Origin of the sequence: Amycolatopsis sp. (assembly GCF_036008905.1) — a bacterium.
GTDB lineage: Bacteria > Actinomycetota > Actinomycetes > Mycobacteriales > Pseudonocardiaceae > Amycolatopsis.
The window spans coordinates 1-21,421 of record NZ_DASYMU010000011.1 but is presented as its reverse complement, the minus strand read 5'-3'; the positions used below and the strand labels follow the sequence as shown (position 1 = coordinate 21,421).

Annotated in this window: 25 protein-coding genes and 2 tRNA genes; 12 read left to right on the top strand and 15 right to left on the bottom strand. The window is 67.6% G+C overall.

The annotated features are described in order from the left end of the window. Positions 1-31: 31 nt before the first annotated feature. Positions 32-1,000, bottom strand: coding sequence for a prephenate dehydrogenase (locus VGP60_RS01810; protein WP_327546043.1), 969 nt, complete (start codon positions 998-1,000; stop codon positions 32-34). A gap of 17 nt (positions 1,001-1,017) precedes the next feature. Then, a complete protein-coding gene (locus VGP60_RS01805) occupies positions 1,018-2,247 on the bottom strand; it encodes a M20 family metallopeptidase (protein WP_327546042.1) in 1,230 nt (409 codons plus the stop codon). Between the two features lie 76 nt (positions 2,248-2,323). Here VGP60_RS01805 and VGP60_RS01800 point away from each other — a divergent pair, with 76 nt between their 5' ends. The 6 genes from VGP60_RS01800 to VGP60_RS01775 all read left to right on the top strand — a co-directional run bounded on the left by VGP60_RS01800 (position 2,324) and on the right by VGP60_RS01775 (position 5,088). Then, on the top strand, positions 2,324-2,806 hold the full coding sequence (locus tag VGP60_RS01800; RefSeq protein ID WP_327546041.1) for a tRNA adenosine deaminase-associated protein: 483 nt from the start codon (positions 2,324-2,326) through the stop codon (positions 2,804-2,806). 20 nt (positions 2,807-2,826) lie between these two features. Then, complete coding sequence (locus VGP60_RS01795) at positions 2,827-3,270, top strand: nucleoside deaminase (protein ID WP_327546040.1); 444 nt, start codon at positions 2,827-2,829, stop codon at positions 3,268-3,270. 100 nt (positions 3,271-3,370) lie between these two features. After that, on the top strand, positions 3,371-3,571 hold the full coding sequence (locus VGP60_RS01790) for a CsbD family protein (protein ID WP_327546039.1): 201 nt from the start codon (positions 3,371-3,373) through the stop codon (positions 3,569-3,571). Between the two features lie 56 nt (positions 3,572-3,627). Beyond that, positions 3,628-3,718, top strand: a tRNA-Ser gene (locus tag VGP60_RS01785). Between the two features lie 211 nt (positions 3,719-3,929). Continuing rightward, entirely contained in the window at positions 3,930-4,547 is a 618-nt protein-coding gene (locus VGP60_RS01780) for a hypothetical protein (RefSeq protein WP_327546038.1), read from the top strand. A gap of 1 nt (position 4,548) precedes the next feature. After that, positions 4,549-5,088 (top strand): hypothetical protein, encoded by a 540-nt coding sequence (locus VGP60_RS01775; RefSeq protein WP_327546037.1) that lies wholly within the window; start codon positions 4,549-4,551, stop codon positions 5,086-5,088. 54 nt (positions 5,089-5,142) lie between these two features. Here the strand turns inward: VGP60_RS01775 and VGP60_RS01770 are convergent, their stop codons facing one another. Further along, a complete protein-coding gene (locus tag VGP60_RS01770; protein ID WP_327546036.1) occupies positions 5,143-5,310 on the bottom strand; it encodes a hydrophobic protein in 168 nt (55 codons plus the stop codon). Positions 5,311-5,628: 318 nt separating this feature from the next. Here VGP60_RS01770 and VGP60_RS01765 point away from each other — a divergent pair, with 318 nt between their 5' ends. Next, on the top strand, positions 5,629-6,561 hold the full coding sequence (locus VGP60_RS01765; protein WP_327546035.1) for a TauD/TfdA dioxygenase family protein: 933 nt from the start codon (positions 5,629-5,631) through the stop codon (positions 6,559-6,561). A gap of 80 nt (positions 6,562-6,641) precedes the next feature. Here VGP60_RS01765 and VGP60_RS01760 read toward each other — a convergent pair whose 3' ends face one another. Next, the gene (locus VGP60_RS01760; protein ID WP_327546034.1) at positions 6,642-7,502 is read right to left on the bottom strand and encodes a CPBP family intramembrane glutamic endopeptidase; all 861 of its coding nucleotides are present in this window, start codon (positions 7,500-7,502) and stop codon (positions 6,642-6,644) included. Between the two features lie 93 nt (positions 7,503-7,595). Here VGP60_RS01760 and VGP60_RS01755 point away from each other — a divergent pair, with 93 nt between their 5' ends. Beyond that, on the top strand, positions 7,596-8,129 hold the full coding sequence (locus VGP60_RS01755) for a helix-turn-helix domain-containing protein (RefSeq protein WP_327546033.1): 534 nt from the start codon (positions 7,596-7,598) through the stop codon (positions 8,127-8,129). A gap of 42 nt (positions 8,130-8,171) precedes the next feature. On the opposite strand, the gene VGP60_RS01750 is transcribed toward VGP60_RS01755, so the two are convergent. Next, complete coding sequence (locus tag VGP60_RS01750) at positions 8,172-9,533, bottom strand: BNR-4 repeat-containing protein (RefSeq protein WP_327546032.1); 1,362 nt, start codon at positions 9,531-9,533, stop codon at positions 8,172-8,174. Positions 9,534-9,762: 229 nt separating this feature from the next. On the opposite strand from VGP60_RS01750, the gene VGP60_RS01745 reads away from it, so the two are divergent. Then, positions 9,763-12,240: an endonuclease/exonuclease/phosphatase family protein gene (locus VGP60_RS01745; protein ID WP_327546031.1), complete on the top strand. Its 2,478-nt coding sequence runs from the start codon at positions 9,763-9,765 to the stop codon at positions 12,238-12,240. Between the two features lie 177 nt (positions 12,241-12,417). Here VGP60_RS01745 and VGP60_RS01740 read toward each other — a convergent pair whose 3' ends face one another. The 6 genes from VGP60_RS01740 to VGP60_RS01715 form a co-directional block, all read right to left on the bottom strand. Then, positions 12,418-12,762 (bottom strand): hypothetical protein, encoded by a 345-nt coding sequence (locus tag VGP60_RS01740; protein WP_327546044.1) that lies wholly within the window; start codon positions 12,760-12,762, stop codon positions 12,418-12,420. A 26-nt stretch (positions 12,763-12,788) separates the two neighbouring features. Further along, positions 12,789-15,524 carry an FtsK/SpoIIIE domain-containing protein gene (locus VGP60_RS01735; RefSeq protein ID WP_327546030.1) on the bottom strand — a complete coding sequence of 912 codons (2,736 nt, stop codon included), beginning with the start codon at positions 15,522-15,524 and terminating at the stop codon, positions 12,789-12,791. A 13-nt stretch (positions 15,525-15,537) separates the two neighbouring features. Then, positions 15,538-15,786 carry a hypothetical protein gene (locus tag VGP60_RS01730; protein ID WP_327546029.1) on the bottom strand — a complete coding sequence of 83 codons (249 nt, stop codon included), beginning with the start codon at positions 15,784-15,786 and terminating at the stop codon, positions 15,538-15,540. A 5-nt stretch (positions 15,787-15,791) separates the two neighbouring features. Next, on the bottom strand, positions 15,792-16,052 hold the full coding sequence (locus VGP60_RS01725) for a hypothetical protein (RefSeq protein ID WP_327546028.1): 261 nt from the start codon (positions 16,050-16,052) through the stop codon (positions 15,792-15,794). Positions 16,053-16,206: 154 nt separating this feature from the next. Beyond that, a tRNA-Ser gene (locus VGP60_RS01720) sits at positions 16,207-16,291 on the bottom strand. A 231-nt stretch (positions 16,292-16,522) separates the two neighbouring features. Further along, positions 16,523-16,894: a hypothetical protein gene (locus VGP60_RS01715; RefSeq protein WP_327546027.1), complete on the bottom strand. Its 372-nt coding sequence runs from the start codon at positions 16,892-16,894 to the stop codon at positions 16,523-16,525. On the opposite strand from VGP60_RS01715, the gene VGP60_RS01710 reads away from it, so the two are divergent. Beyond that, positions 16,860-17,177: a L,D-transpeptidase gene (locus tag VGP60_RS01710; protein WP_327546026.1), complete on the top strand. Its 318-nt coding sequence runs from the start codon at positions 16,860-16,862 to the stop codon at positions 17,175-17,177. The genes VGP60_RS01715 and VGP60_RS01710 overlap by 35 nt on opposite strands. Before the next feature lie 59 nt (positions 17,178-17,236). Here VGP60_RS01710 and VGP60_RS01705 read toward each other — a convergent pair whose 3' ends face one another. After that, positions 17,237-18,784 (bottom strand): 3-hydroxyacyl-CoA dehydrogenase, encoded by a 1,548-nt coding sequence (locus tag VGP60_RS01705; protein ID WP_327546025.1) that lies wholly within the window; start codon positions 18,782-18,784, stop codon positions 17,237-17,239. A gap of 91 nt (positions 18,785-18,875) precedes the next feature. Next, the gene (locus VGP60_RS01700) at positions 18,876-19,556 is read right to left on the bottom strand and encodes a TetR/AcrR family transcriptional regulator (RefSeq protein WP_327546024.1); all 681 of its coding nucleotides are present in this window, start codon (positions 19,554-19,556) and stop codon (positions 18,876-18,878) included. Positions 19,557-19,703: 147 nt separating this feature from the next. Between VGP60_RS01700 and VGP60_RS01695 the strand changes: the two genes are divergently transcribed. Next, a complete protein-coding gene (locus VGP60_RS01695) occupies positions 19,704-20,150 on the top strand; it encodes a nitroreductase family deazaflavin-dependent oxidoreductase (RefSeq protein ID WP_327546023.1) in 447 nt (148 codons plus the stop codon). Positions 20,151-20,152: 2 nt separating this feature from the next. On the opposite strand, the gene VGP60_RS01690 is transcribed toward VGP60_RS01695, so the two are convergent. Next, a complete protein-coding gene (locus VGP60_RS01690) occupies positions 20,153-20,353 on the bottom strand; it encodes a hypothetical protein (RefSeq protein ID WP_327546022.1) in 201 nt (66 codons plus the stop codon). A gap of 61 nt (positions 20,354-20,414) precedes the next feature. Here VGP60_RS01690 and VGP60_RS01685 point away from each other — a divergent pair, with 61 nt between their 5' ends. After that, positions 20,415-20,759 carry a histidine phosphatase family protein gene (locus VGP60_RS01685; protein WP_327546021.1) on the top strand — a complete coding sequence of 115 codons (345 nt, stop codon included), beginning with the start codon at positions 20,415-20,417 and terminating at the stop codon, positions 20,757-20,759. 46 nt (positions 20,760-20,805) lie between these two features. Here the strand turns inward: VGP60_RS01685 and VGP60_RS01680 are convergent, their stop codons facing one another. Next, entirely contained in the window at positions 20,806-21,420 is a 615-nt protein-coding gene (locus VGP60_RS01680) for a hypothetical protein (RefSeq protein ID WP_327546020.1), read from the bottom strand. Between the last annotated feature and the right edge of the window lies 1 nt (position 21,421).

Sequence of the window (21,421 nt, the reverse complement as noted above, 5' to 3'; positions counted from 1 at the left end):
ACACTGTTACGCACTCACGACCCCCACAGCCTCAGTTGACCTCGCCCACGGCGGTGTCGCCGTCGAACGACGTGATGCGGCCGCCGCGTTCGCCGAGGGAGATGAGGCCTTCGCGGGCGTCTGGGGCGGTGAGGCTGACTTGGACGCCGGAGCGGGGCAGGTCGCGGTTGTCCGCAAGCGCTTGCGCACCGGCGTGGCCTGCGTTGATGGTCGCCGCCAAGCCGCCGGTGGAGGCGAGCGATCCGCGCGTGGCGCCTAGGCGGCCTAGTGCCTCATCCAGGATCGGCAGCAGGGCTTCCCGGTTGCCTTCGGTCATCGCCCGCACCAGCTCAGGGTTCGTCCCGGCGACTCGCGTGCCGTCCGTGTAGGAACCCGCGGCCAACGTCATCGCCAGGGGGCCGCCTTGGGCGCCGATGGTCGCCAGGACGGCCGCCAGCAGATGCGGCAGGTGCGAGATCCGCGCGACCGTCTCGTCGTGCGAGAGCGCAGGCAGGGGCACTACGTGGGCGCCGAGGTCCAGGACCAGGTGGGCGACGTCGGTCCACACCGTCAGGTCCGTGTCCTCTTCGACGCAGACGACCCACGCCGCCCCGCCGAACAACGCCGCGTCGCTGGCCGTCCAGCCGGACTCGGCGGTGCCCGCCATCGGGTGCCCGCCGACGTAGCGCGCCCAGGGGACGATCCGGCGCACGGCGGCGCCCACCGGGCCCTTGACACTGGTGACGTCGGTCAGCAGGCAGTGCGGCGCGTGTTCGGCGACCTGCTTCAGCACCTCGTTGGTGGCCGTCAGCGGCACCGCCAAGACCACGAGTGCCTCCGCCTCCGCCGCTCTGCGCAGGGCGGCGCCGACGTCGGTGGTGACGTCGTAGCCGGCTCTGCTGGCCGCGTCGGCGTCCACTTCGGACGTCGTTGCACCCCACGTCGTCCTGCCTACCGCGGCCGCCGCGCGCAGCAGCGACCCACCGATCAACCCGAGCCCGATCACGCATACGTCTCGCACAGGGTTGATCCTGCCATCTACCGGAGCGCATCCAAGGCAAACGCCGCGTACATCGCGACTCCGCTTGCCATCGCGTCTTCGTCGAAGACGACCCGGTTCGAGTGGTTCGGTGCCGCGTCGGCGGGGTCGACGTCGGCCGGGCGGCCGCCGAGGAACGCGAACGCGCCCGGAACTCGTTGCAGTACATAGGAAAAGTCCTCGGCGCCCATCACCGGGTCGGCCATCTCCTCGGCGTTGCGAACGCCGAGCACCTCGCCGGCGAGCGAGAGGACGTGCTCGGCGACCTCGTCGTTGTTCACCGTCACCGGGTAGCCCGGCGTGATCTCGACGGCCACGCGGCAGCCGTGCGCGGTGCCGATCGCCTCGCAGAGCTTCGGGATTTCGGCGCGGACCAAGGCGCGGGTCTTCTCCGACATCGTCCGGATGGTGCCTTCGAGCTCGGCCCGCTCCGGGATGATGTTCGTCGTCGTGCCGGCCGCGATGCGGGTCACCGTGACCACGGCGGGCTCGAACACGCTCACCCGGCGCGTGATCATCGTCTGCAGCGCGCCGACCATCTCGGCCGCGGCGGGCACCGGGTCGATCGCCTGGTGCGGCGCCGAACCGTGGCCGCCCTTGCCGGTGACCCAGATGGCGAAGCTGTCCGCCGAGGCCATGATCGGACCCGGCCGGGTCCGGACGACGCCGGAGCGCGCCTCGTTGTAGATGTGCAGCCCGAACGCCCGCTCGACCCGCGAACCGGCGGCGTCGAGCACGCCTTCGTGGATCATGTGCCGCGCGCCGTGGTAGCCCTCTTCGCCGGGCTGGAACATGAAGACGATCGAGCCGCTGAGCTCTTCGACGTGCGCCGAGAGCAGTTTCGCCGCCGAAGCGAGCATCGCGACGTGGGTGTCGTGCCCGCAGGCGTGCATGGTGCCGTCGAGTTCGGAGGCGAACTCCAGGCCGGTGTCCTCCTGCAGGGGGAGGGCGTCCATGTCCCCGCGCAGCAGGATCGACCGGCCGGGCTTGCCGCCGCTCAGCACCGCGGTGACCGAAGTGGACGCCTTGCCGAGCTGGATCTCCAGCGGGAGGCCGTCGAGCGCCGCCACGATCGCCGCTTGGCTGAGCGGCAGGTCGAGGCCCTGTTCCGGGTGCCGGTGGAGCTTGCGCCGGAGCTCGACCGTCTGGTCTTGGAGTGCTTTCGCTTCGGCGAGCAAACCCGCGAAACGCGCGTCGGGGAGCGTGGGCAGGTCGGTGGGTCCGGTCATGTCTCGATAGTGGCACTACCGGGCACTCCGGTGCACCGTGCGTGCGCTCTCAGAGTGACGGGAATACGGTGTGCGCATGGCAGTGAAGGAGCCCATCACAGGGTTCGCGGTGGCCGTTGTTCGTGAAGACGGTCGTTGGCGGTGCAGTTCCCTGGATTCCGGGGCTCTGGCGGAGTTGGACGCGGCGATAACCGAGCTGCGGAAGATGCGCTCGACAGGCGCCTCGTTCGGGCTTTTGGCAGTGGACGACGAGTTCTTCGTGATCGTCCGGCCGAGCCCGAGGGGGCCGTCGTTGCTGCTCTCGGACGCCGCCGCGGCGCTCGACTACGACATCGCCGCGGACGTGCTCGACCTGCTGCGCGTCGACCCACCGGACGAGGACGACGAGTCCGTATGGCCGGAGGGCGACCTGGAAATCCTGGCGGACCTCGGGCTTCCCGGGGTCGAGCTCGAGGTCATCGTCGGCGAGGTGGATCTCTACCCGGACGAGCAGCTGCACATGATCGCGCAGCGCTGCGGCTTCGCGACCGAACTCGCGTCGCTCCTGGACGAGATCTGAGAGCCCAGGACGTCAACGCCGTGCGAGCGGCGATCCAGGCCGCCCGCGGCTCCGGCGCGGACGTGCCGATCGGCGCGGTCGTCTTCGCGCCCGACGGCACGCCGCTGGCTAGCGCCCACAACGCGCGGGAAGAACTCGGCGACCCGACGGCGCACGCCGAAATCCTCGCCTTGCGCGCGGCCGCGCGGGTGTACGGCGACGGCTGGCGCCTCGAAGGCTGCACCCTGGCCGTCACCGTCGAACCGTGCACGATGTGCGCGGGCGCGCTGGTGCTCGCCCGGGTCGCGCGGGTCGTCTTCGGTGCCTGGGAACCGAAAACCGGCGCCGCCGGGTCCCTTTGGGACGTTGTGCGGGACCGGCGGCTCAACCACCGTCCCGAGGTCATCGGCGGGGTTCTCGAAGACGAATGCGCCGCGCTGCTCGAAGACTTCTTCGCCCGCCACCGTCCCCGCACGGACGGGTGACTCAGCCCACGCGAGGTGTGGACTCGGCTTCACCGGGTACTCCTGCCTAGAGCAGTCCGGAACCGGGGCTGCTGACGTGAGGCGAAGGAGGGACTTCCCAATGAGCCTTTTCGACAAGGCCAAGGACAAGGCCGAGCAGGCCATCGGTACCGCCAAGGAGAAGCTTGGCGACAAGACCGGCAACGAGGACCTGCAGAACTCGGGCAAGGCCGACCAGACCAAGGGCGAGGTCAAGGAGGCCGGTCACGACCTTCGTGACAAGGCCACGGGCGCCGTCCAGGACGCCAAGGACAAGTTCTGAGGCCGTAAGTAGAGGCCCCGCGGAAGCGCGGAACCACCTCCGGTATTGTTCGTGGCGGTGGCGTGTCCGAGCGGCCGAAGGAGCACGACTCGAAATCGTGTGACGGGTAACCCCCGTCCGTGGGTTCAAATCCCACCGCCACCGCCAAACGAGGGCCGGTCCGCAAGGGCCGGCCCTCGTTTTTTGTGCGCTCGAGTGCAGTCTGTGTACACGTGATCGCGTTCCATGATCGGCCGAGCGCAATTAGGCCGAATGGCCCCAAAGTCCTTGTCTGAGCCCGAAACGCGTTTCCCGTCACGTATCGCTGGGCACCTTGAACTCGCCGGGGGGCAAGCTAGGGAAGCCATAGGAGTATGCGATGTCCACCTTGGTGGTAATCATCATTGTCATCGTCGCGGTCGCGGCGGTGGTACTGATCGCGTTGCTGGTGCGGCGGGAGTCGCAGCGGCGGCACCTGCGGGAAAAGTTCGGTCCGGAGTACGAGCGGGCGGTACAGGAGAACGAAAGTCCGCGTGAGGCGGACCGTGAGCTTGCCTCGCGGGAGAAGCGCATCGCCGGGCTCGACATCAAGCCGTTGTCGCCCGAGATCCGTGAGCAGTACACGCGGCAGTGGGCGATGATCCAGGCACAGTTCGTGGATCGCCCCGCCCCCGCGGTCGCCGAGGCGGACAGGGTGCTGGTCGCCCTGATGGCGGAGCGCGGATACCCGACCGAAGGGTATGAACAGCAGCTCTCCGACCTCTCGGTGCATCACTCGCGCACCCTCGAGCACTACCGCGCCGCTCACGAAACCATGCAGAGCCACGAGGAATCCGAAAAGTCCACAGAGGACCTCCGCGACGCGATGGTCCGCTACCGCACCGTTTTCGAGGACCTCCTCAACGAGGGGGCGGACAACGGGCACGACAAGCACCCCAGCGACGAAAACCACCATGACCGGAAGGCTCGAACCGATGCCTCGAACGGAACCAGCTGACATGGAACACAACGACGTCACCAACAAGGGCAGCGGTCCCGGCCTGAGCACACAGGATCTGCTCGACGCCGAGCCGGGCGGCGACCACCGTCTCGCGGAAGTCCCGCCGGAGGACGAAATCCGTGACGAGTCCCTCCCTGGCGCGCATGACGAACCCGTCGACGAACTGGGTGATGAGCCGCTCGTCGACGACGACGTGCCCGGGGACGAGATCACGGACGTCCCCCAGGAAGAAGTAGTGGCCGCGCCGCGCGGTGATTCGTCGGACGAGCCGATGCGGCAGCTGTTCGCGGACCAGGACGTCGACCGGTTCCGCCAGGACTGGCAAGCGATCCAGATCGCGTTCGTCGACGACCCGAAGCGCGCGGTGAGTGAAGCCGACGAGCTCGTCGCCTCGGTGATCCAGTCGCTGGCCGCGACCTTCGCGTCGCACAAGAGCGACCTGGAATCCCAGTGGCGCCAAGGAGAAGCGGCCACCGAGGACCTGCGTGTCGCGCTCCGCCGGTACCGCTCGTTCTTCAACCAGCTGCTCAGCACCTGATACCCGGCAACGAAAGAGGCCCCGTCCACAGTGGACGGGGCCTCTCTTCGTTGCCTACCAGCGATACCAGCGGCCGCGGGTGCCCCCGGCGGCCGGGCGGATGACGAACCCCAGTAGCCAAACGAGAAGCAGGACCGCGGCCACGTACCAGAGTGCGTGGATCGCGAATCCGGCAGCGCCGAACGCCAGTGCCAGCATCAGGACCAAACCGACTAGCGCCATGGAAATCCTCCTCACCGAACGATTCAGAAGTACCCTCTGACGCGCTTGATCAAACCGGGACGAGCATCCCAGATGCTGGACGACTTGACGGCGAGGCCCTGGTAGACGAAGGATGTGCGCATGCTCATGAATCGGGATAGCGCGCTCATCCCGTGGCCGACCCGCGCTATGACGCGGACGATCGGCGAAGGCGTCGCTGCGTTGCTTCTCCGCCGCGGCCGTCTGGGTTCCCCTCCCGCGTAACCGACTGACCCGTCAACCACGTCCCGCTGGGGCGTGGTCATCAGTCGTACGCCCGTTTTTCGAGGAGCATCTGCCATGACCATTGACTTGCCCGCGCGCGTTCAATTGCGTTCAGCCCGAGTCCCCGCCGACGGAATTTTCGAAGGCCCGCGCGTCCTGCGCCGGCTGCCTGAAGGCGTCGACGAGAAACCGTACGAATTGTTCGGCCTGAACCCGCTCGGCGCGGTGCTCGGCGCCGAAATCGAGGGCGTCGACCTCGCCGACCCGCTGAGCCCGGAACTGCGCGCCGAACTCAACCGCGCGCTGCTCGAATGGAAGGTCCTGTTCTTCCGGGACCAGCGGATCACCCCGGCACAGCAGCGCGCTTTCGCCGCGAACTGGGGCCCGCTCGAGACCAATCCGTTCATTCCGAAGGGCGACACCGACGAGGTCACCCGCTTCGCCCGCAGCGCGTCGATGCCCGGGTTCGAGAACATCTGGCACACCGACGTCACCTTCCGCCCGAACCCCGCACTTGGCTCTGTGCTGCGACTTCTGCAGGTCCCGCCGCAGGGCGGGGACACGATGTGGGCCGATATGGCGGCCGCGTACGACAACCTGCCCGCGGACGTCCGGCAGCGGATCGACGGCCTGCGCGCGGTCCACGACTTCATTCCGGGATTCGACCGATTTTCGGATCTCGACGTCCTCGCGGGCTGGCAGGAACAATTCCCGCCCGTCGAACATCCGGTGGTCCGGATTCATCCCGAAACGGGCCGCCGGACGCTATTCGTGAATCAGGCTTTCACGACACATATCGTCGGACTGGATCGCGCGGAAAGCGACCGTCTGCTCCGTTTGCTCTTCACCCAGGCACACGTCCCCGAATTCCAGGTGCGGTTCCAGTGGCGTGAGAACTCGGTCGCGTTCTGGGACAACCGGGCGACCCAGCACTACGCCGTCAACGACTACCACCCGCATGCCCGCGTCGCCGAGCGTGTCGCGATCGCCGGTGACCGCCCCTACTAGTACGGCCTGACCCAGCGTGGCTCGTGAGTGGCTACGAGTGTTAGAACACTCGTAGCCACTCACGAGCCACCTGCGTTCCGTCACGCTTGTGCCCGGCTGGCCTGCCGGTGCGGTTCCACGTAGACCGGCGGGGCAGGACGGCGATCGCGCTGCAGGGCGATAAGCGTCACCGCGACAATGATCTGCACGCCGAAGATGAATGCCTGCGTAACGGGTGCGTTGACGGTCAACAGCGCGATTGTCGTGTTGACACCGAAGTGAACCGCGATCGACGCCGCGACCCCAGCCCGCTCATAGGCGTAACCGGTCAGCAGTGCCATCGGGATGACGCTGAGCGTGAACAGCAGTCCACTCCAGCTGAACAGGCCGAATGCGGCCTGCACGGTCCCGGGGATGAAGAACAGTGGCAGGTGCCAGATCGCCCAGACGACACCCAGCACCAGGCCGGCCTGAAAGCGGTTCATCGACGCGCGCAGCCGTGGATATGCCGTGCCCCGCCAGCCGGGCTCCTCGGCCACCGGACCGGCGATCAGCATGCTGACCAGGAACGGCGCGAGTCCGCCGGCGGTCGCGATCAGGTTCTTTCCCTCGATCAGGCTCACCGCGGGACCACCCAGGACATCCGCGAGCAGCGCGGCTCCCAGCACGGTCGCCGATGCCAGCACCAGCAGGGGCAGCACCCAGAACAGTCGCACGCCCTGCCGGAGTTTCACCGAATGAGCGGGAACGGATTGACGGAGGCGGGCGCGGCGCACCCGGACCGCGATCGCGCCGAACACCGGGCCGAAGCCGCCGAGCAGGTAGGGAACGACGGTGGGGGAACTCGTCGGCGGTCCACCGAGTGCGATCGCGATGGCCCAGAACGCCCAGGTCGTCGTGAAGGTGACCGCCCAAAAAAGGGCGAGGCCGGATTTCTGGCGCAGTGGGGTTGCGGTAGTCACGCTATGTCCCTTTCAGGGGAAGGAGTCCATCGTTCTCATTGCTGCGAACGTTCTCGACTTTGAGAACGTTATCACGTGTGAGAACATAGGTCTATGGCAACCGCGGACCTTCTCCTGCATCCCGTCCGGATGCGCATCCTGCAGGCGCTGTTCGACGCCGATCCGTTGACCACTTCACAGCTGCGTGACCGCCTGCCCGACATCGCACCCGCGACGATGTACCGCCACGTCGCCGTGCTGGCCGAAGGGGGCGTGCTGGAGGTGGTGGAAGAGAAACGGGTGCGCGGAACGGTGGAGCGCAGTTACCGGGTGCGCAAGGAGCAGGCGGTCGTCGACCCCGCCGCGCGGGCGGTGATGACAAGGGAGGACCACCAGCGTGCGTTCACTACGTTCGCGGCGTCGTTGATGTCGGATTTCGACCGCTACCTCACCCGCGAGGACGCCGATCCCCACTTGGACGGCGTGGTCTACCGGCAGGCGGCGGTGTGGCTGACCGAAGAAGAATTCGGCGAGATGGTCGAGGAGATCGAGCACGCCGTCGTCTCAAGGATCGGCCGCGCCACGGAAGACGGCCGTATCCGCCGCGTCGTCAGTCTCGTCGTCGTGCCGGACGAACCCAAAAAATGAACCCATGCCCGGCGATGGCCGGGCATGGGTTCACTGACGTAACTAGCGGCCCGCCCACCAGGGCGAAGGTGCTCCGGCCACGTAGATGTCGCCGTCCGCGACGGAAACGTCCCGCGCGGTGGAGGCGCCGGTCGCGAGAATCCTTGCCGGGTCACGGAAACCGGCGATGACCTCGACGCGCTGGACCGGCTTCGGCGTGGTGATCACCGACTCCGGCGTCCAGGTCCGGCCGTTGACCAGCCGGAACGTTTCAATGTTCGGTTGGTTGTCCCGCGTCGCGTACACGCGCCAGACGCCGAGGCCAAGCGGCTCGATCTCGCGGAGCCGCAGCCCCGACGCGACCTGGCGGACGTCCCAGGTCTTGCCGTTCCACGCGCCGACGAAATCCTTCGGTGAGCCCGCGGCGTCGAACTGGAACCACGTGACGAACGGCTTGCCGTCGGCCTGGCTGCCCACCTGCAGGATGTAGTCCGGCGACTTGAGCGCGCCCGGCAGTTCCAGCGGCGTTTCCAGCACCTTCAGGTACTGCTCCTGCTCGGGGTCGTCGATCTGGGTGCCAAGGTCACGCCCGGCCGCCGAGTAGAAGTGCAGGTTCTTCGTGCTGAACGACGCGTAGTACACGTTCCGGTGGTAGACGTCGTGCTTGTGCTGCGTCGGCCCGCCGCCGGCGAGGGTGTACGAGAACTGGATGCGCCCGGATTCCGGCTGGTACCGCAGCTGCCCGACGTAGATCTCGTCCATGTGGTCGGCCCGGCCGTTCGAGCCGAACGCCCACGGGTTCCCGGTCAGCTGCACCGAGTTCTTCCACGTCTTGCCGTTGTCCTTCGACACGATGTACTTCATCGGCCGGAAGTCGGTCGCCGCCTTCGGGTCGAGCTGGTTGGTCGTCTCGCGGTAGAAGAGGAACAGCGTGCCGTCGACGGTCTTGACCGGCATCGGGTAGCTCGCCGCGTCACCTTCCGGGACCTCGGTTTCGGTCCAGGTGCCGTCGAGCGAGTGGGCCTTCGGCGAGCGCGAGATGACCGTTCGCGTGTTGTGCATGCCGCGGAAGATCAGGAGATGCCCGTCGGCGGCCTGGATCATCGTCGGGTAGTTGTGCGAGTCGGACTCCCCGGCCGCGATCAGCTTGGGCGCGGTCCAGGTCTTCTTCCGGTGGTCGTAGGCCTGGACGTAGGTGTCCGCGGCCTTGCCGGACCACGAGATGAAGGTGGCCTGCGCAACGGCGTCGTAGAGCCCGCCGGCGTTCGGGCGCCGGTCACTGCGGGAAGCGACGGAACTGGCCGGGGTCATCACCGAGAACCCCTGGCCGGTGGCTTCGGCGAGAGCTGGTGCGGCTGTCAACGCGAGCGCGGAAACCGTCACCGGGATGAGCGCGGACACGAGTCTGCGCAACGGGGGGTACATAAAAACGACGCCTCCTGAAAAGGCACAACCTTCGAAAAGGCAGAGCAGGTGGCGGCGCTCCCCGATCATCGCACGATCGCGCAGCCAGGGGAAGACATCACCAGTCGTTACGAATTGTTGCGCCATTGTCCTCCTGTTTTTCCGCCATCCAGGGGACGATGCGACGACCGTCCGAGTGAAAGAGGGACTCAGGGTGACCAAGATCCACCACAATGTCCGAAAAGCGGCAGTGCGAAGAACACCCGTATTGCTGACCGCCGCTGTCGCTTCCGGCCTGGTGCTGAGTGCGGTGGCCGCACCCGCCGCGCTGGCCACGCCGAGCGCCGACGCCGTCATCGCCGAGGTTTACGGCGGCGGGGGCAACAGCGGCGCGACGTTGACCAACGACTTCATCGAGCTCGCCAACCGTGGTACCGCCGCGGTCAGCGTGGACGGCTTCACCGTGCAGTACCTGCCTTCGTCGGCGAGCGCCGGCAGTACGTGGCAGACGACGCCGCTGGCAGGCAGCATCGCGCCGGGCGGCCGCTATCTGATCGCCGAGAGCAAGGGCGCCGCCGGTACCGTCGCGCTGCCCACCCCGGACGCCACCGGCACGATCGCGCTCGCGGGTACCGCGGCCACCGTCGCCCTCGTCCAAGGCACCGCGGCGCTGACCTGCAAAACCGTCGCCGACTGCGCCGCGGACACCCGCGTCAAGGACCTCGTCGGCTTCGGCGGGGCGGTGGTCCGCGAGACCAACTCCGCGCCGTCCGCCAGCAACACCGACTCGGTTGCCCGTGCGGCGTCGCTCGCCGACACCGACGACAACGCCGTGGACTTCACCGCAGGCGCCCCGACGCCGACCAACACCAAGGGTGAGACCAGCGGCGGCGACCCCGTCCCACCGGCCACCGACGCGAAGATCCACGACATCCAGGGCACTACGCGTCTGTCGCCGCTCAAGGACAAGCAGGTCGCCAACGTCACCGGCATCGTCACCGCGATCCGGGCGTTCGGCTCGGCCCGCGGCTTCTGGGTCACCGACCCGCAGGCGGACGCCGACCCGCGCACCAGCGAGGGCATCTTCGTCTTCACCGGCTCCACCACGCCGGCCGTCGCGGTCGGTGACGCGGTCACCGTCGGCGGCAAGGTGCAGGAGTTCTACCCGGACTCCCCGGCGACGTCGGCCTACCAGTCGACGACCCAGCTGACGGCCGCGCAGTGGGTCATCGGGTCGAACGGCAACCCGCTGCCCGCGCCGACGGCCATCACGCCGGACCTCATCTCGGACGTGCTCGTCCCGCAGCCCGGCGGCAACATCGAAACGCTCCCGCTGGAGCCGGTGAAGTACTCGCTGGACTTCTGGGAGTCGCACGAGAGCGAGATCGTCACCCTCGCCGACGCGCGGGTCGTCGGGCCGTCGACGTCGTTCAACGAGCTTTACGTGACAGCCAAGCCAGCGCAGAACCCGACCACCCGCGGCGGCAGCGTCTACCTCGCGTACGACAAGCTCAACACCGGAGTGCTGAAGGTCCAGTCGCTGATCCCGTTCGCGGAGCAGCCTTTCCCGCAGGCGAACACCGGTGACCAGCTCACTGGGCTGACCTCCGGTCCGGTCTCGTACAGCAACTTCGGCGGTGTCACCGTCCTCGCGACAGCCATGGGCGCGAAGAAGGACAACGGACTCACTAAGGAGGTCACCCGCAGGCAGCGCACCGGTGAGCTCGCGGTGGCCACGTACAACCTCGAGAACCTGTCGCCCGCGAACCCGCAGGCCAAGTTCGACCAGCTCGCGCACGGCATCGTCGACAACCTGTCGTCGCCGGACATCGTCAACCTCGAAGAGATCCAGGACAACAACGGCCCGGCGGCCGTCGGCGACGGTGTCGTGGCGGCGGACCAGACGCTGCAGAAGTTCACCGACGCGATCGTCGCGGCCGGTGGCCCGCGCTACGAGGCGCGTCAGATCGACCCGCAGGACGTCACCGACGGTGGCGAGCCGGGCGGCAACATCCGCGTGGCGTTCCTGTTCAACCCGGCACGGGTGTCCTTTGTGGATCGTCCGGGCGGCGACGCGACCACCCCGGTCGGCGTCACCACCGACCGGGGCAAGGCGCACCTGACGATCTCGCCGGGCCGCGTCGACCCGACCAACACGGCGTGGACGTCCAGCCGCAAGCCGCTCGTCGGCGAGTTCGTCTTCGGTGGCCGCACGGTGTTCGTCATCGCCAACCACATGAACTCCAAGGGCGGCGACCAGCCGACGCACGGCCGCAACCAGCCGCCGACGCGGAGTTCGGAAGTGCAGCGCGCCAAGCAGGCGACGCTGTTGCGCGGCTTCGTCGACCAGGTGCTGGCCGCCGACCACAACGCGAACGTCATCGTCGCAGGCGACCTGAACGACTACCCGTTCTCGCCGGCCGTGCAGACGCTGACCGCCGGTGGTGCGCTGAAGGACCTGATCGCCGGGCTGCCGGAGAAGGAGCGCTACAGCTACGTTTTCGAGGGCCAGTCCCAGGTTCTCGACCACCTGCTGGTTTCACAGGCTCCGCGCGGGGTGGACTACGACGTGGCGCATATCAACGCCGAGTTCGCCCAGCAGGCCAGTGACCACGACCCGCAGGTCGTGCGTTTCCGGCCCAGCACCGGAAACTCCATCACCGACGCGTACTACGACCTGGTCGACTTCCTGGACCAGCTCCTCGGAAAGTTCCTCCCGAGGCCGTAGCACCCCCGAATATGTCGACAACTTCCGCAGGCTCCGTGCTCGGAAGTTGTCGGCGTATTCGGGACCGGTGGGACTCATGAGACTCATGAGGTGCCAGAGGCGCCAAACTTCCGAATATGTCGACATGTTCGGAAGCGCAAGCGCGCGGAAAGTGTCGGCATATTCGGAGAGTCGGCGCTAGCGGCGGGCGCGCCAGCCGAGGGCGAGGACGGCTTGGACGAGTTCCTGGTAGCTCGGCTTGACCTCTTCCAGGTACCGCTCCAGGTACTGCGCCCGGGCGCTCGCGGTCGGTTGCGGTTCTTCGCCGACGTCGAGCCAGGTCAGCTGGGCGACGTTGTGCTCGGCCATCTTCCACCACCGGATGGCCCGTTCCTTGGCCCACACCTCGCGGGCTTCGGCGGTGGTGACGGCTTCGGTCGCCTCGCCGAGCGCGGCCTCCAGCTCGTCCGCCCTGGCGTGTTCCCAGTTGCGCAGCTGCTCGGCCGAACCTCGGGCGAGGCCGACGATTTCCTTGTACCGCATGGCCGCGGTGATTCCGTCGAGGTGGGTCACAGCACTCCAGACCGGTCGGCTTCGGGTCGCTGGAACGGGATGATCACTTCGGGTGCGCCGTGGGTGCTGCGGTCGAAGAACAGCGCCCGTCCCGGCCGGGGCGACCACTGCACGACCTGACCGGCGGCGAACGGCGCGAGTTCGTTGCCCTGTACGTCCAGCGCCGCCCACGAACCGATATCGTCGGTGCCGCCGAAACCGAGGGTGTCCTTGAGCCGGGACACACTGCGCCACCAGCCGACGGTGTGGACGCCGTGGCTGGGGCCCTGCTTGAGGATGATCCGCAGCTGGTCGAGGCCGCTCTTCGGCACGCCGGGCGCTTTCGCTTCCAGCGCGGGCAATGCGGCGTCGACGCCGTAGAGCAGCAGCACCTTCGGCCCGTCGAGCTGGTTCATGCCTTCGGCCAGTTCCGTCAGCCGCGCGGACAAATCGGTGACGAGCTCGACGGTGTGGCCTTCACCGCGGAGCCGTTCGGCGAGATCCGTGACCGCGGGCAGGCAGGCCTCGACGGGACAGCTCAAGGTGAATTCCGCCGTGCCGGGCTCGAACTGCCTGGCCAGCGACCGGGCAGCGGAGTTCATAATGGACAGTGCTTCGGCCGTCGCCGCCCCGAGCACGGCCACGTTGCGGCCGGGCGCCGGGGGAAGCTCGACACCGCAGGCGATTTCGGTGACGTCGATCGACTGCCCGAGCAGCGCCCGTGGCCGCTGGGTCGGGATCAGCTGGGTGAACGCCGACGCCGAGTCGAGCTCTGGCGAGAACGCGCCGTCGAACAGCCGTGGTGGCGCGTAGTGCTGCGCGTACCGGTCCCAAAGCCGGTTCTGCAGCTGGACGAACACGTCCTTGCTGCTCGCGTCCGGGATGTGCACGAGCTGGTTACCGTGTGCCACACCGGAATCGTGGTTGACCACGGCGTGCCACTTCGGTGCGGCGACGGCCGCGTTGTTCGTCTCGGCGAGTACACGGCGAGCCTTCGGCATCGCGATCCGCAGGGTGCACTGCTCGAAAACCGCCGGCTTGCCCCAAAACGCGTCGATGCCGGCGATGTCCTGGCTCGCGAGCACCAGGTGGATGCCCTGCGAACGGCCTCGCCGCGCGATGTCCTCGAGCATCTGGGTGGCCGTGTTCGTCACGCCGTCACGCCCCGCGAACAGATACTGGAACTCGTCGATGACCGCGACGATCCGCGGCCAGTGTCCGGTGGGATCCTGTTCGCGCAGGTCGGCGAGGTTCGTCACTTCGTGTTCTTTCGCCGCCGCCGAACGCCTTCGCAGCTCTTCGGCGAGGAAACGCAGCAACGCCAACCCGAATTCGCGGTCGGTGTTGACGTTGACGCCGATCAGCTTCGCGTGCGGCAGCCAGCTGGCGTTGCGGCGGCCGGGGGCGAGTCCGGCGAACGAGACGCCTTCCTTGAAGTCCAGCAGGTAAAGCGCGAGCTCGTCGGGCGAGTAGCGCGCGGTGAGACTGCCGAGCAGCGAGTACAGGAAGTTCGTCTTGCCGGAGCCGCTCGGCCCGCCGATCAGCGCGTGCGGGGTCGCGTCGCCGATGACGACCTCGACGGTTTCGCCTTCGTAGAACCCGACCGGTGCGCGCAGCTCTTTCGCCGAACTTTCCTTGCCCAGCTCCATCGGCAGTAGGTCGGCGAAGGTCCGCGGGCCGCCCTGTCTGGCGATGAGCGCGTCCGCGATCTTGCCGGCGGCCCGGCTGACCTGGGACGAAGGGAACGCGGGATCGAGGTCCACCACCAGGTCCGGCCCGGTCATGCTGCTGATGGCGCGGCGCTCGTCCAGCAAGCTGATCGTCTCGACCGAGGTGCTCAGCGTTGTCGGCACGTCGATGAGGACCAGCGACATCCCGGCCGCCAGCGCGCCGCTCGCCACCCGTTTGAGATCGCGCGCGCGTTCGGGTTCCAACGTTTCACCGTTGCCGTAAAGGACAGCCACCCGCCACGGCTCGCCGCGCTGCCCGGTCGCCTGCCGGATTTCCCGCAGGGACATGTAGCCGGCCTGCATGCCCGTGGCGTGGATGCGGCGGATGTGGCCGGCCAGTTCATCGAGGAGATCGTCGAGACGGCTGGGGTCGTAGAGCGTCAGCGCACTGGTGCGGCTCAACGGATACAGGTCCGGAAGAATCGCTGTGAGTTGCCCCACATCCCAGAGATGCACGCGTACCGCGCCCGGTTCGAACGTGGTCAGCAGGCGCATCAGGAGGTTCTGGACGATGCCGTCGACCACCGCGCGGGTCTTCGGCGCCGACGAAATCGAGAGATGTGCCTCATCCAAAAGTGGGACGGCGACGTCGAACGCCTGGCCCTCCACAGTGGACGAGCCGATCCGCCAGAGTCCGGGGGAGGTGAGCCCAGGGTTGTGTCCGATCCGGCCGAGCCAGTCGCCGGGCGGACGGCTCGCCGGTCCGGGTGCGTTGGCCGCGACCAGTTCCCGCAACGAGGTCGGGCCCGCTGACCAGTCGGTATAGAACTGCGAGCGCACCGTGCGCAGCATGCTGAAGACCTCGGCGGACGCCGGATGCCGACGCCACACCGACTGCTGTTCCGGCGTCGCGTTGTCCATCCCGGCGGCGACTATCAGCCGTTCGAGTTCGATCTTGGCGAGTGCGGCCTCCGCTTCCCGCTTGGCGCCCGCGGCGGCGCCGAGTACCAAGCCGATCTGGCTGCGGACCCGTTCCAACGCGTTGAAGACACGGTTGCGCTGGTCGCTGGTCTTGTTGCCCATCAACGTGCGGCTCCTACAAGCGTGACTGGTATCCGGTCAGTAGTTCACTTGCATTGGCCAGTTTGCCGACTTGTACGTCGATCTGCTCGATGGCTTGCGCGAGCTGGGACGGAAGCCATGGATCGGCCTGGCCTTGTGCCTCTCTGATCACGCGTTGCGCCTCCTCAAACAGTTCCTTCGCCTGTCCCAGACTTGCTTGCCCGTTGGCAATGCCCGCTTGCGCGGCTGTCAGCGACTGATGGAGCTCTTCAAGTCCTGCCATCGAGGTCAGAGCCGGGCCGCATAGGACTCGGCCGACGAGATGGCACCTTCGGCGGTGCTCTGAGTGCTGCTGACGCTCTGGATCGCCTCCGCGAGCATTCCCAAGGACTGGCCGACTTCCGGCTGGTTGCTGCCCGACGTGGCATGGGAAAGGGTCTGTTGCGCTTCCTCGAAGGCCATCACGGCCTGTTGCAGCGCGGCTATACCTGCGGACACCTTGTCCTTGGCAAGCGCGATACCAGCGCGGACCTCTTCCACTCCGGCCATGTTCGGCGGGCTCCTTGAATCCGTGGACGGATCACGTCCGACTTATCAGCGTGACCGACCGCATGAGGTATGTGAATAGCGCAAAGGTGTATGAACCTGAACGTGAATCGACAAACCCCGGGCGTGCGTACACGTCCGGGGTTTGTCGATCTTGCGGAGGATACAGGATTCGAACCTGCGAGGGCTTTCACCCAACACGCTTTCCAAGCGTGCGCCTTAGGCCGCTCGGCCAATCCTCCGTGGAGAATCCTACCGGACGGCTTGACGCCACTCTGCTGGCGGGTGGTGCCTACTCCTCCCGGACCGGTTCCGCCGTCCCATCTCACGTAGAGCAACCGTCCGAGTACGCCGAACTCCATCTCGGTGAACAGGTCGCCGGGCACTGCTGACAGTTCGTCACGGGCTACGAAATCGTGACCTTTTGATGCCAACCACCAAGGGGTGACAGCCGTCTTTAGCTTTCGTAAGGGTTATGGGAGTGAACTTCTGGGGTGGGTGGCCGTGAAAAGAATTCTTGGCGGCGTTTCGGCGCTGGTGGCGACGATGGTGCTGACGGCGTGCTCGGGAGGCACGACCGGAGGCGGGGGCGCTCCGCTGGCTGTCGGCAACGCGGCCTCGTCCACCACGACGTCGGCCAGCGCGCCGTCGAGCACCCCGGCGCCGAGCAGCAGCGAGACGCCGACGCCGACTTCGAGCAGCAGCAGCAGCAAGCCGAAGCCGACGCCCACCCCGTCGAAGACGTCGACGTCCAAGCCGAAGCCGAAGGCCGACCCCGGCGTGCCGTGTGCCGCGACCGTCAGGGCCTGTGTGGACCTTTCGTCGCACCAGACGTGGCTGCTCAAGGACGGCAAGGTCATCTACGGGCCGGTCAAGATGCTGCCCGGGCGCAAGGGCCACGAGACGACCGTCGGCACGTTCAGCATCTACTCCAAGGAGAAGATGCACCTGTCGAAGGAGTTCGACAACGCTCCGATGCCGAACTCGCTCTTCTACCACGCGGGCGAGGCGTTCCACACCGGAAGCCTGTCGGTGTACTCCCACGGCTGCATCCACCTTTCGGCGGCCGCGTCGCAGAAGTTCTTCGACACGCTGTCCGTCGGGGACCGGGTCCAGATCGTCCCTTAAGTCGGTTTTCCAAGAAGGCCCCGACCTCGCTGCCGGGGCCTTCTTGGTGTCTCAGGGGTTTAGGCCAGGTCTGCGGGGACCGTGCCGGTTTCGGTGAGCGGCAGGCCCAGCGCGGTGCGGTCGGTGAGCCAGCGGCTCGGCCGGTAGCGCGGGTCGCCGGTGCCGCGGTGCAGGCCGCGCAGGATGCGGAGCACGACGTCGGCGCCGGTGTCGCGGCCCCAGGTCAGCGGGCCCTGCGGGTAACCGAGACCGAGGCGCACCGCGGTGTCGATGTCCGCCGGGGTGGCGAGGCGCTGGTCGGCGATCGAGCACGCGGTGTTGACGATCGACGCGAGCAGGCGCTGCGCGATCATCCCCGGGCCGTCGCGCACGACGGTGACGGGCAGCCCGGTGGTGGCGAGCGCGGCCCACGCGGCGCGGCCGAACTCGGGGTCCAGCCCGGGATGCACGGCCAGGGTCAGCCGGTTCTTGAAGCCGCCGAGCTGGTCGACACCGCACGCGCGCCCGGCCGGGAGTCCACTCGCGACAGCCGCGTCCACTGTGGACTGACCGTACGGCGTGAGCAGCACGACGGCGTTGGGCGACGGCTCCTCGTCGCGTTCCACCTTGACACCGGAGACGGCGAGCAGCGTGCTCAGTGCTTCGTGATCCGTCCAGACCGGTTTTCCCAGGTACTCGGGGGCTTTCGGCTCGGGCGGCGCCTGCTGGACGCCGTCCTCATAGCGGTAGAAGCCCTCGCCGTTCTTACGGCCGAACAGTCCGGCGTCGACCCGCGGGCGGGTCAGCCAGGACGGCCGGAGCCGCGGTTCATTGTGGAACCCGCTCCAGATGCTCTCGAGCACCGCGTGCGAGACGTCCAGCCCGGTGAGGTCGAGCAGCTCGAACGGGCCGAGCTTCAGACCCAGTACGTCGCGCGCGATCCGGTCCACATCGGACGGTTCGCAGAGCGATTCGCTCAGTATCTGCAACGCTTCGGTGCCCAGCCCGCGTCCGGCGTGGTTGACCAGGAAGCCCGGCGCGTCCTTCGCGAGTACCGGCTCGTGGCCGAGGCGGCGCACCAGTTCGCTCAGCGCGCCCGGCAGCCACGACTGTGTCCGCGCGCCGGGGATGACCTCGACCAGGCGCATCAGCGGGACCGGGTTGAAGAAGTGCAGCCCGGCGAGCCGGGTCGGGTCGGCCAGGGTGGCGGCGATCGCGGTCACCGACAGGGAACTCGTGTTCGTGGCGAAGATCGTGTGCTCGGGGCAGACCCGCTCGAGTTCGGTGAACAGCTCGGCTTTGACCGCCAACTCCTCGCGGACCGCCTCGATGACCAGGTCACAGTCCTGCGCCGGCGCGAACGGGCTGTCGAGCGGCCGGAGCCTGCCCTTCGCGGCCTGTGCCTCGTCCTCGGTCATCCGGCCCTTGGACGCGAGCTTGTCGAACATCCCGCTGACGTACTCGACCGCCCGCCCGACCGCGTCCGGCTGGGCGTCCGCGAGTTCCACGGTCAGGCCCGCCGCGGCGGCGAGCTGGACGATCCCGCGTCCCATCACGCCGGTGCCGATCACCCGGACCACACTGACCCGCTGCGGCCACTGCTCTGTGCTTACCCGCTGTTCAGTCACGAGCCCACTTAACCAGCACGCCCCCGTTTCCGGCGATGATTCCCGTCACCGCCCCCCACCCCCTCCGGGGAATATGTCGACACTTTCCCCGCTAGACGAGGCCGACGAAATCGGCCATTTGCCTGGTGGTGTGGGCGAAGAACGCGTCGGCCGGGTCGACGCTGCCGACGTACTGGCCGAACAGCTCGAAGCTGATCGAGCCGAACAGCTGGGTCCACGCCATGAGCATCCTGGTCATCGTGGTCGGGGACAGGTCGGTGCCGAGGGCGGCGATGAGCACGTCGGCCTGCTCCCGGAGCTGGTCCGGCAGCTCGGGACTGTCCGGGATCGGCCGGAGAGCACCGCTCTTGATGACCTCGACGAGCGCGAGCGCGACCCGGGCCGCCGAGGCGATGGTGTCCTGCGGCGCTTGGTAGCCGGGGATCGGGGAGCCGTAGATCAGGGCGTACTCGTGCGGGTGTTCGCGGGCCCAGGCGCGGGTCGCCTGCCAGATCGCCCGCCAGCGTTCGCGGGGGTCTTCGCCGGGTTTGTCGGCGGACTCCGCGGCTTCGCCGATCGCGTCGTAGGCATCGATGATCAACGCCGTCAGCAGCTGGTCACGGCTGGGGAAGTAGCGGTACAGCGCGGACGACACCATGCCGAGCTCTCTGGCGACGGCACGCAGCGAAAGCCCGTTCGCGCCCACCTCGGCGAGCTGGCGGCGGGCTGCCTCTTTGATCTCGTGGGTGAGCTCGGCCCTGGCTCGTTCGCGTGCGGTCGATGTGGCTGCCATGGGCGTCAGTCTGCCACCTGAGAGAGCGGTGCACAAATTAGAGAGCACTGCTCTTGACGCGACGCCTGTTCGGGTGTTGACTGCTCTTAACCGAGAGCGGTGCTCTCTGAAGCGAAGAAACACCATGAACGAAGCGAGGAGAACGCCATGAACACCGACCGCTACATCGAGCCGAAGAAGTCCACCAACCTGTTCAACGAGGCCGTCGCGAAGCTGACCAGGCTCGGGTTCAGCGTGTGGGGCAGCCGCGTCCTGTCGGTGAAGGGCCGCAAGAGCGGCGAGCTGCGCTCGGTCCCGGTCAACCTGCTGACCTTCGAGAACGAGCGGTACCTGGTCGCCCCGCGCGGCGTCACCCAGTGGGTGCGCAACCTGCGCGCGGCAGGCGAAGGGCAGCTGCGGGTCGGCCGCCGGGTCGAGGAGTTCACCTTCACCGAGCTCGCCGACGACGAAAAGCCCGCGCTGCTACGCGCCTACCTCAAGCGTTGGAAGTTCGAGGTCGGCGTGTTCTTCGACGGTGTGGACGCGAAGGCGTCAGACGAGAAGCTGCGGGAGATCGCGCCCGGCTACCCGATCTTCCGCATCACCACGAAGTAGCGCTACTGGGTCTTCGTGCGGGGCTTGCGCAGGGTGGTGACGATCAGGCCGATGCCGACGACCAGGCAAACCAGGCCGATGAGGAACCAGAGCTTCGCACCGGTCATGAAGCTGCCGGTGATCAGGCCGGCGCCCTGGCCCGTCCAGACGATGCCGATCAGGGTGAGCAGGCCACCGACGATGAGAAAGACCCAGCGCTTCATCAGAACTCCTCTGTTGGTCTATCACCGCCAGTCTGGCACCAGGATCGGTACGGTCGGCGTGATGGGGACCAAACTGCTCTATCTCGTTCGTCACGGCGAGGCGAATGGGGACGACAAACGCAGCGAACTCACCGAAACCGGGCGCCACCAGGCCGTCCTGCTCGGTGAGCGGCTGCGCGGTGTGCCGTTCACCGGGATCCACCACAGCCCGCTGGCGCGAGCCGCGCAGACGGCCGAGATCGTCGGCGAACTCGAAGAAGGGCCGCCGCAGGCAGCGGCGGCCCTCGAATACTTCGCCCGAACGAGCGAAACCGATGAGTGCGAGCTGGTCATCTCGCACAATTTCGTGCTCGGCTGGTTCATCCGCGACGTCGGCCGTCTTCCGCCATCTGTCGACAGATGGTGATCTCTCAGGGACTAAGAGACCGCCACCTGTCGACAGATGGCGCAGGTCAGTTACTCGGGCGGGCCCCGCCGCTGGGACGCTGACCGCCGTTCGGCAGCTGGCCCCCGTTCGGCGGCTGGCCCATGCCGCCACCGCGCTGCGTGAGCGCGGTGGCGGAACCGACCGTCGTCGCCGTCGCGGTGTCACCCGACACCTTCGCGACCACGGTCACACTCTCGCCCGTCTTCGGCTCACTGGTCTTCTGCGTCGACGCGTCGATCGTGTAGACCTGCTTGTAGCCGTCCTTGCTGGTCAGACTGATGGACGTGGCGCTGATCTCGGTCACGTCGCCGGTCTGGAGCCGCTCGGTCGTGTAGCCGCCGTTGCCGTCGGAGACCACGAAGTCGCCGTGCAAAGCGTTGCGCAGAACGCTCGCCTCGCCACCCTGCGCCCCCCCGAACTGACGGCCACCAGGACCGCCCATGGCTGTTTGCTGCGTGGAGCTGTCACCGCTGGTGCCGACGGCGATCGCCACCCCGCCACCGGCCGCGATCAACACGGCGACTCCGACGGCGACCGCGGTTTTGCGGCCGGTCCAGCCTTTCTTCGCGCCCGGTTCAGCGGCGGGCGGCGGGTCGCCCCACCCGGCGGGCTGCGGTGGGACGGTCGGTTCGGTGCTCATC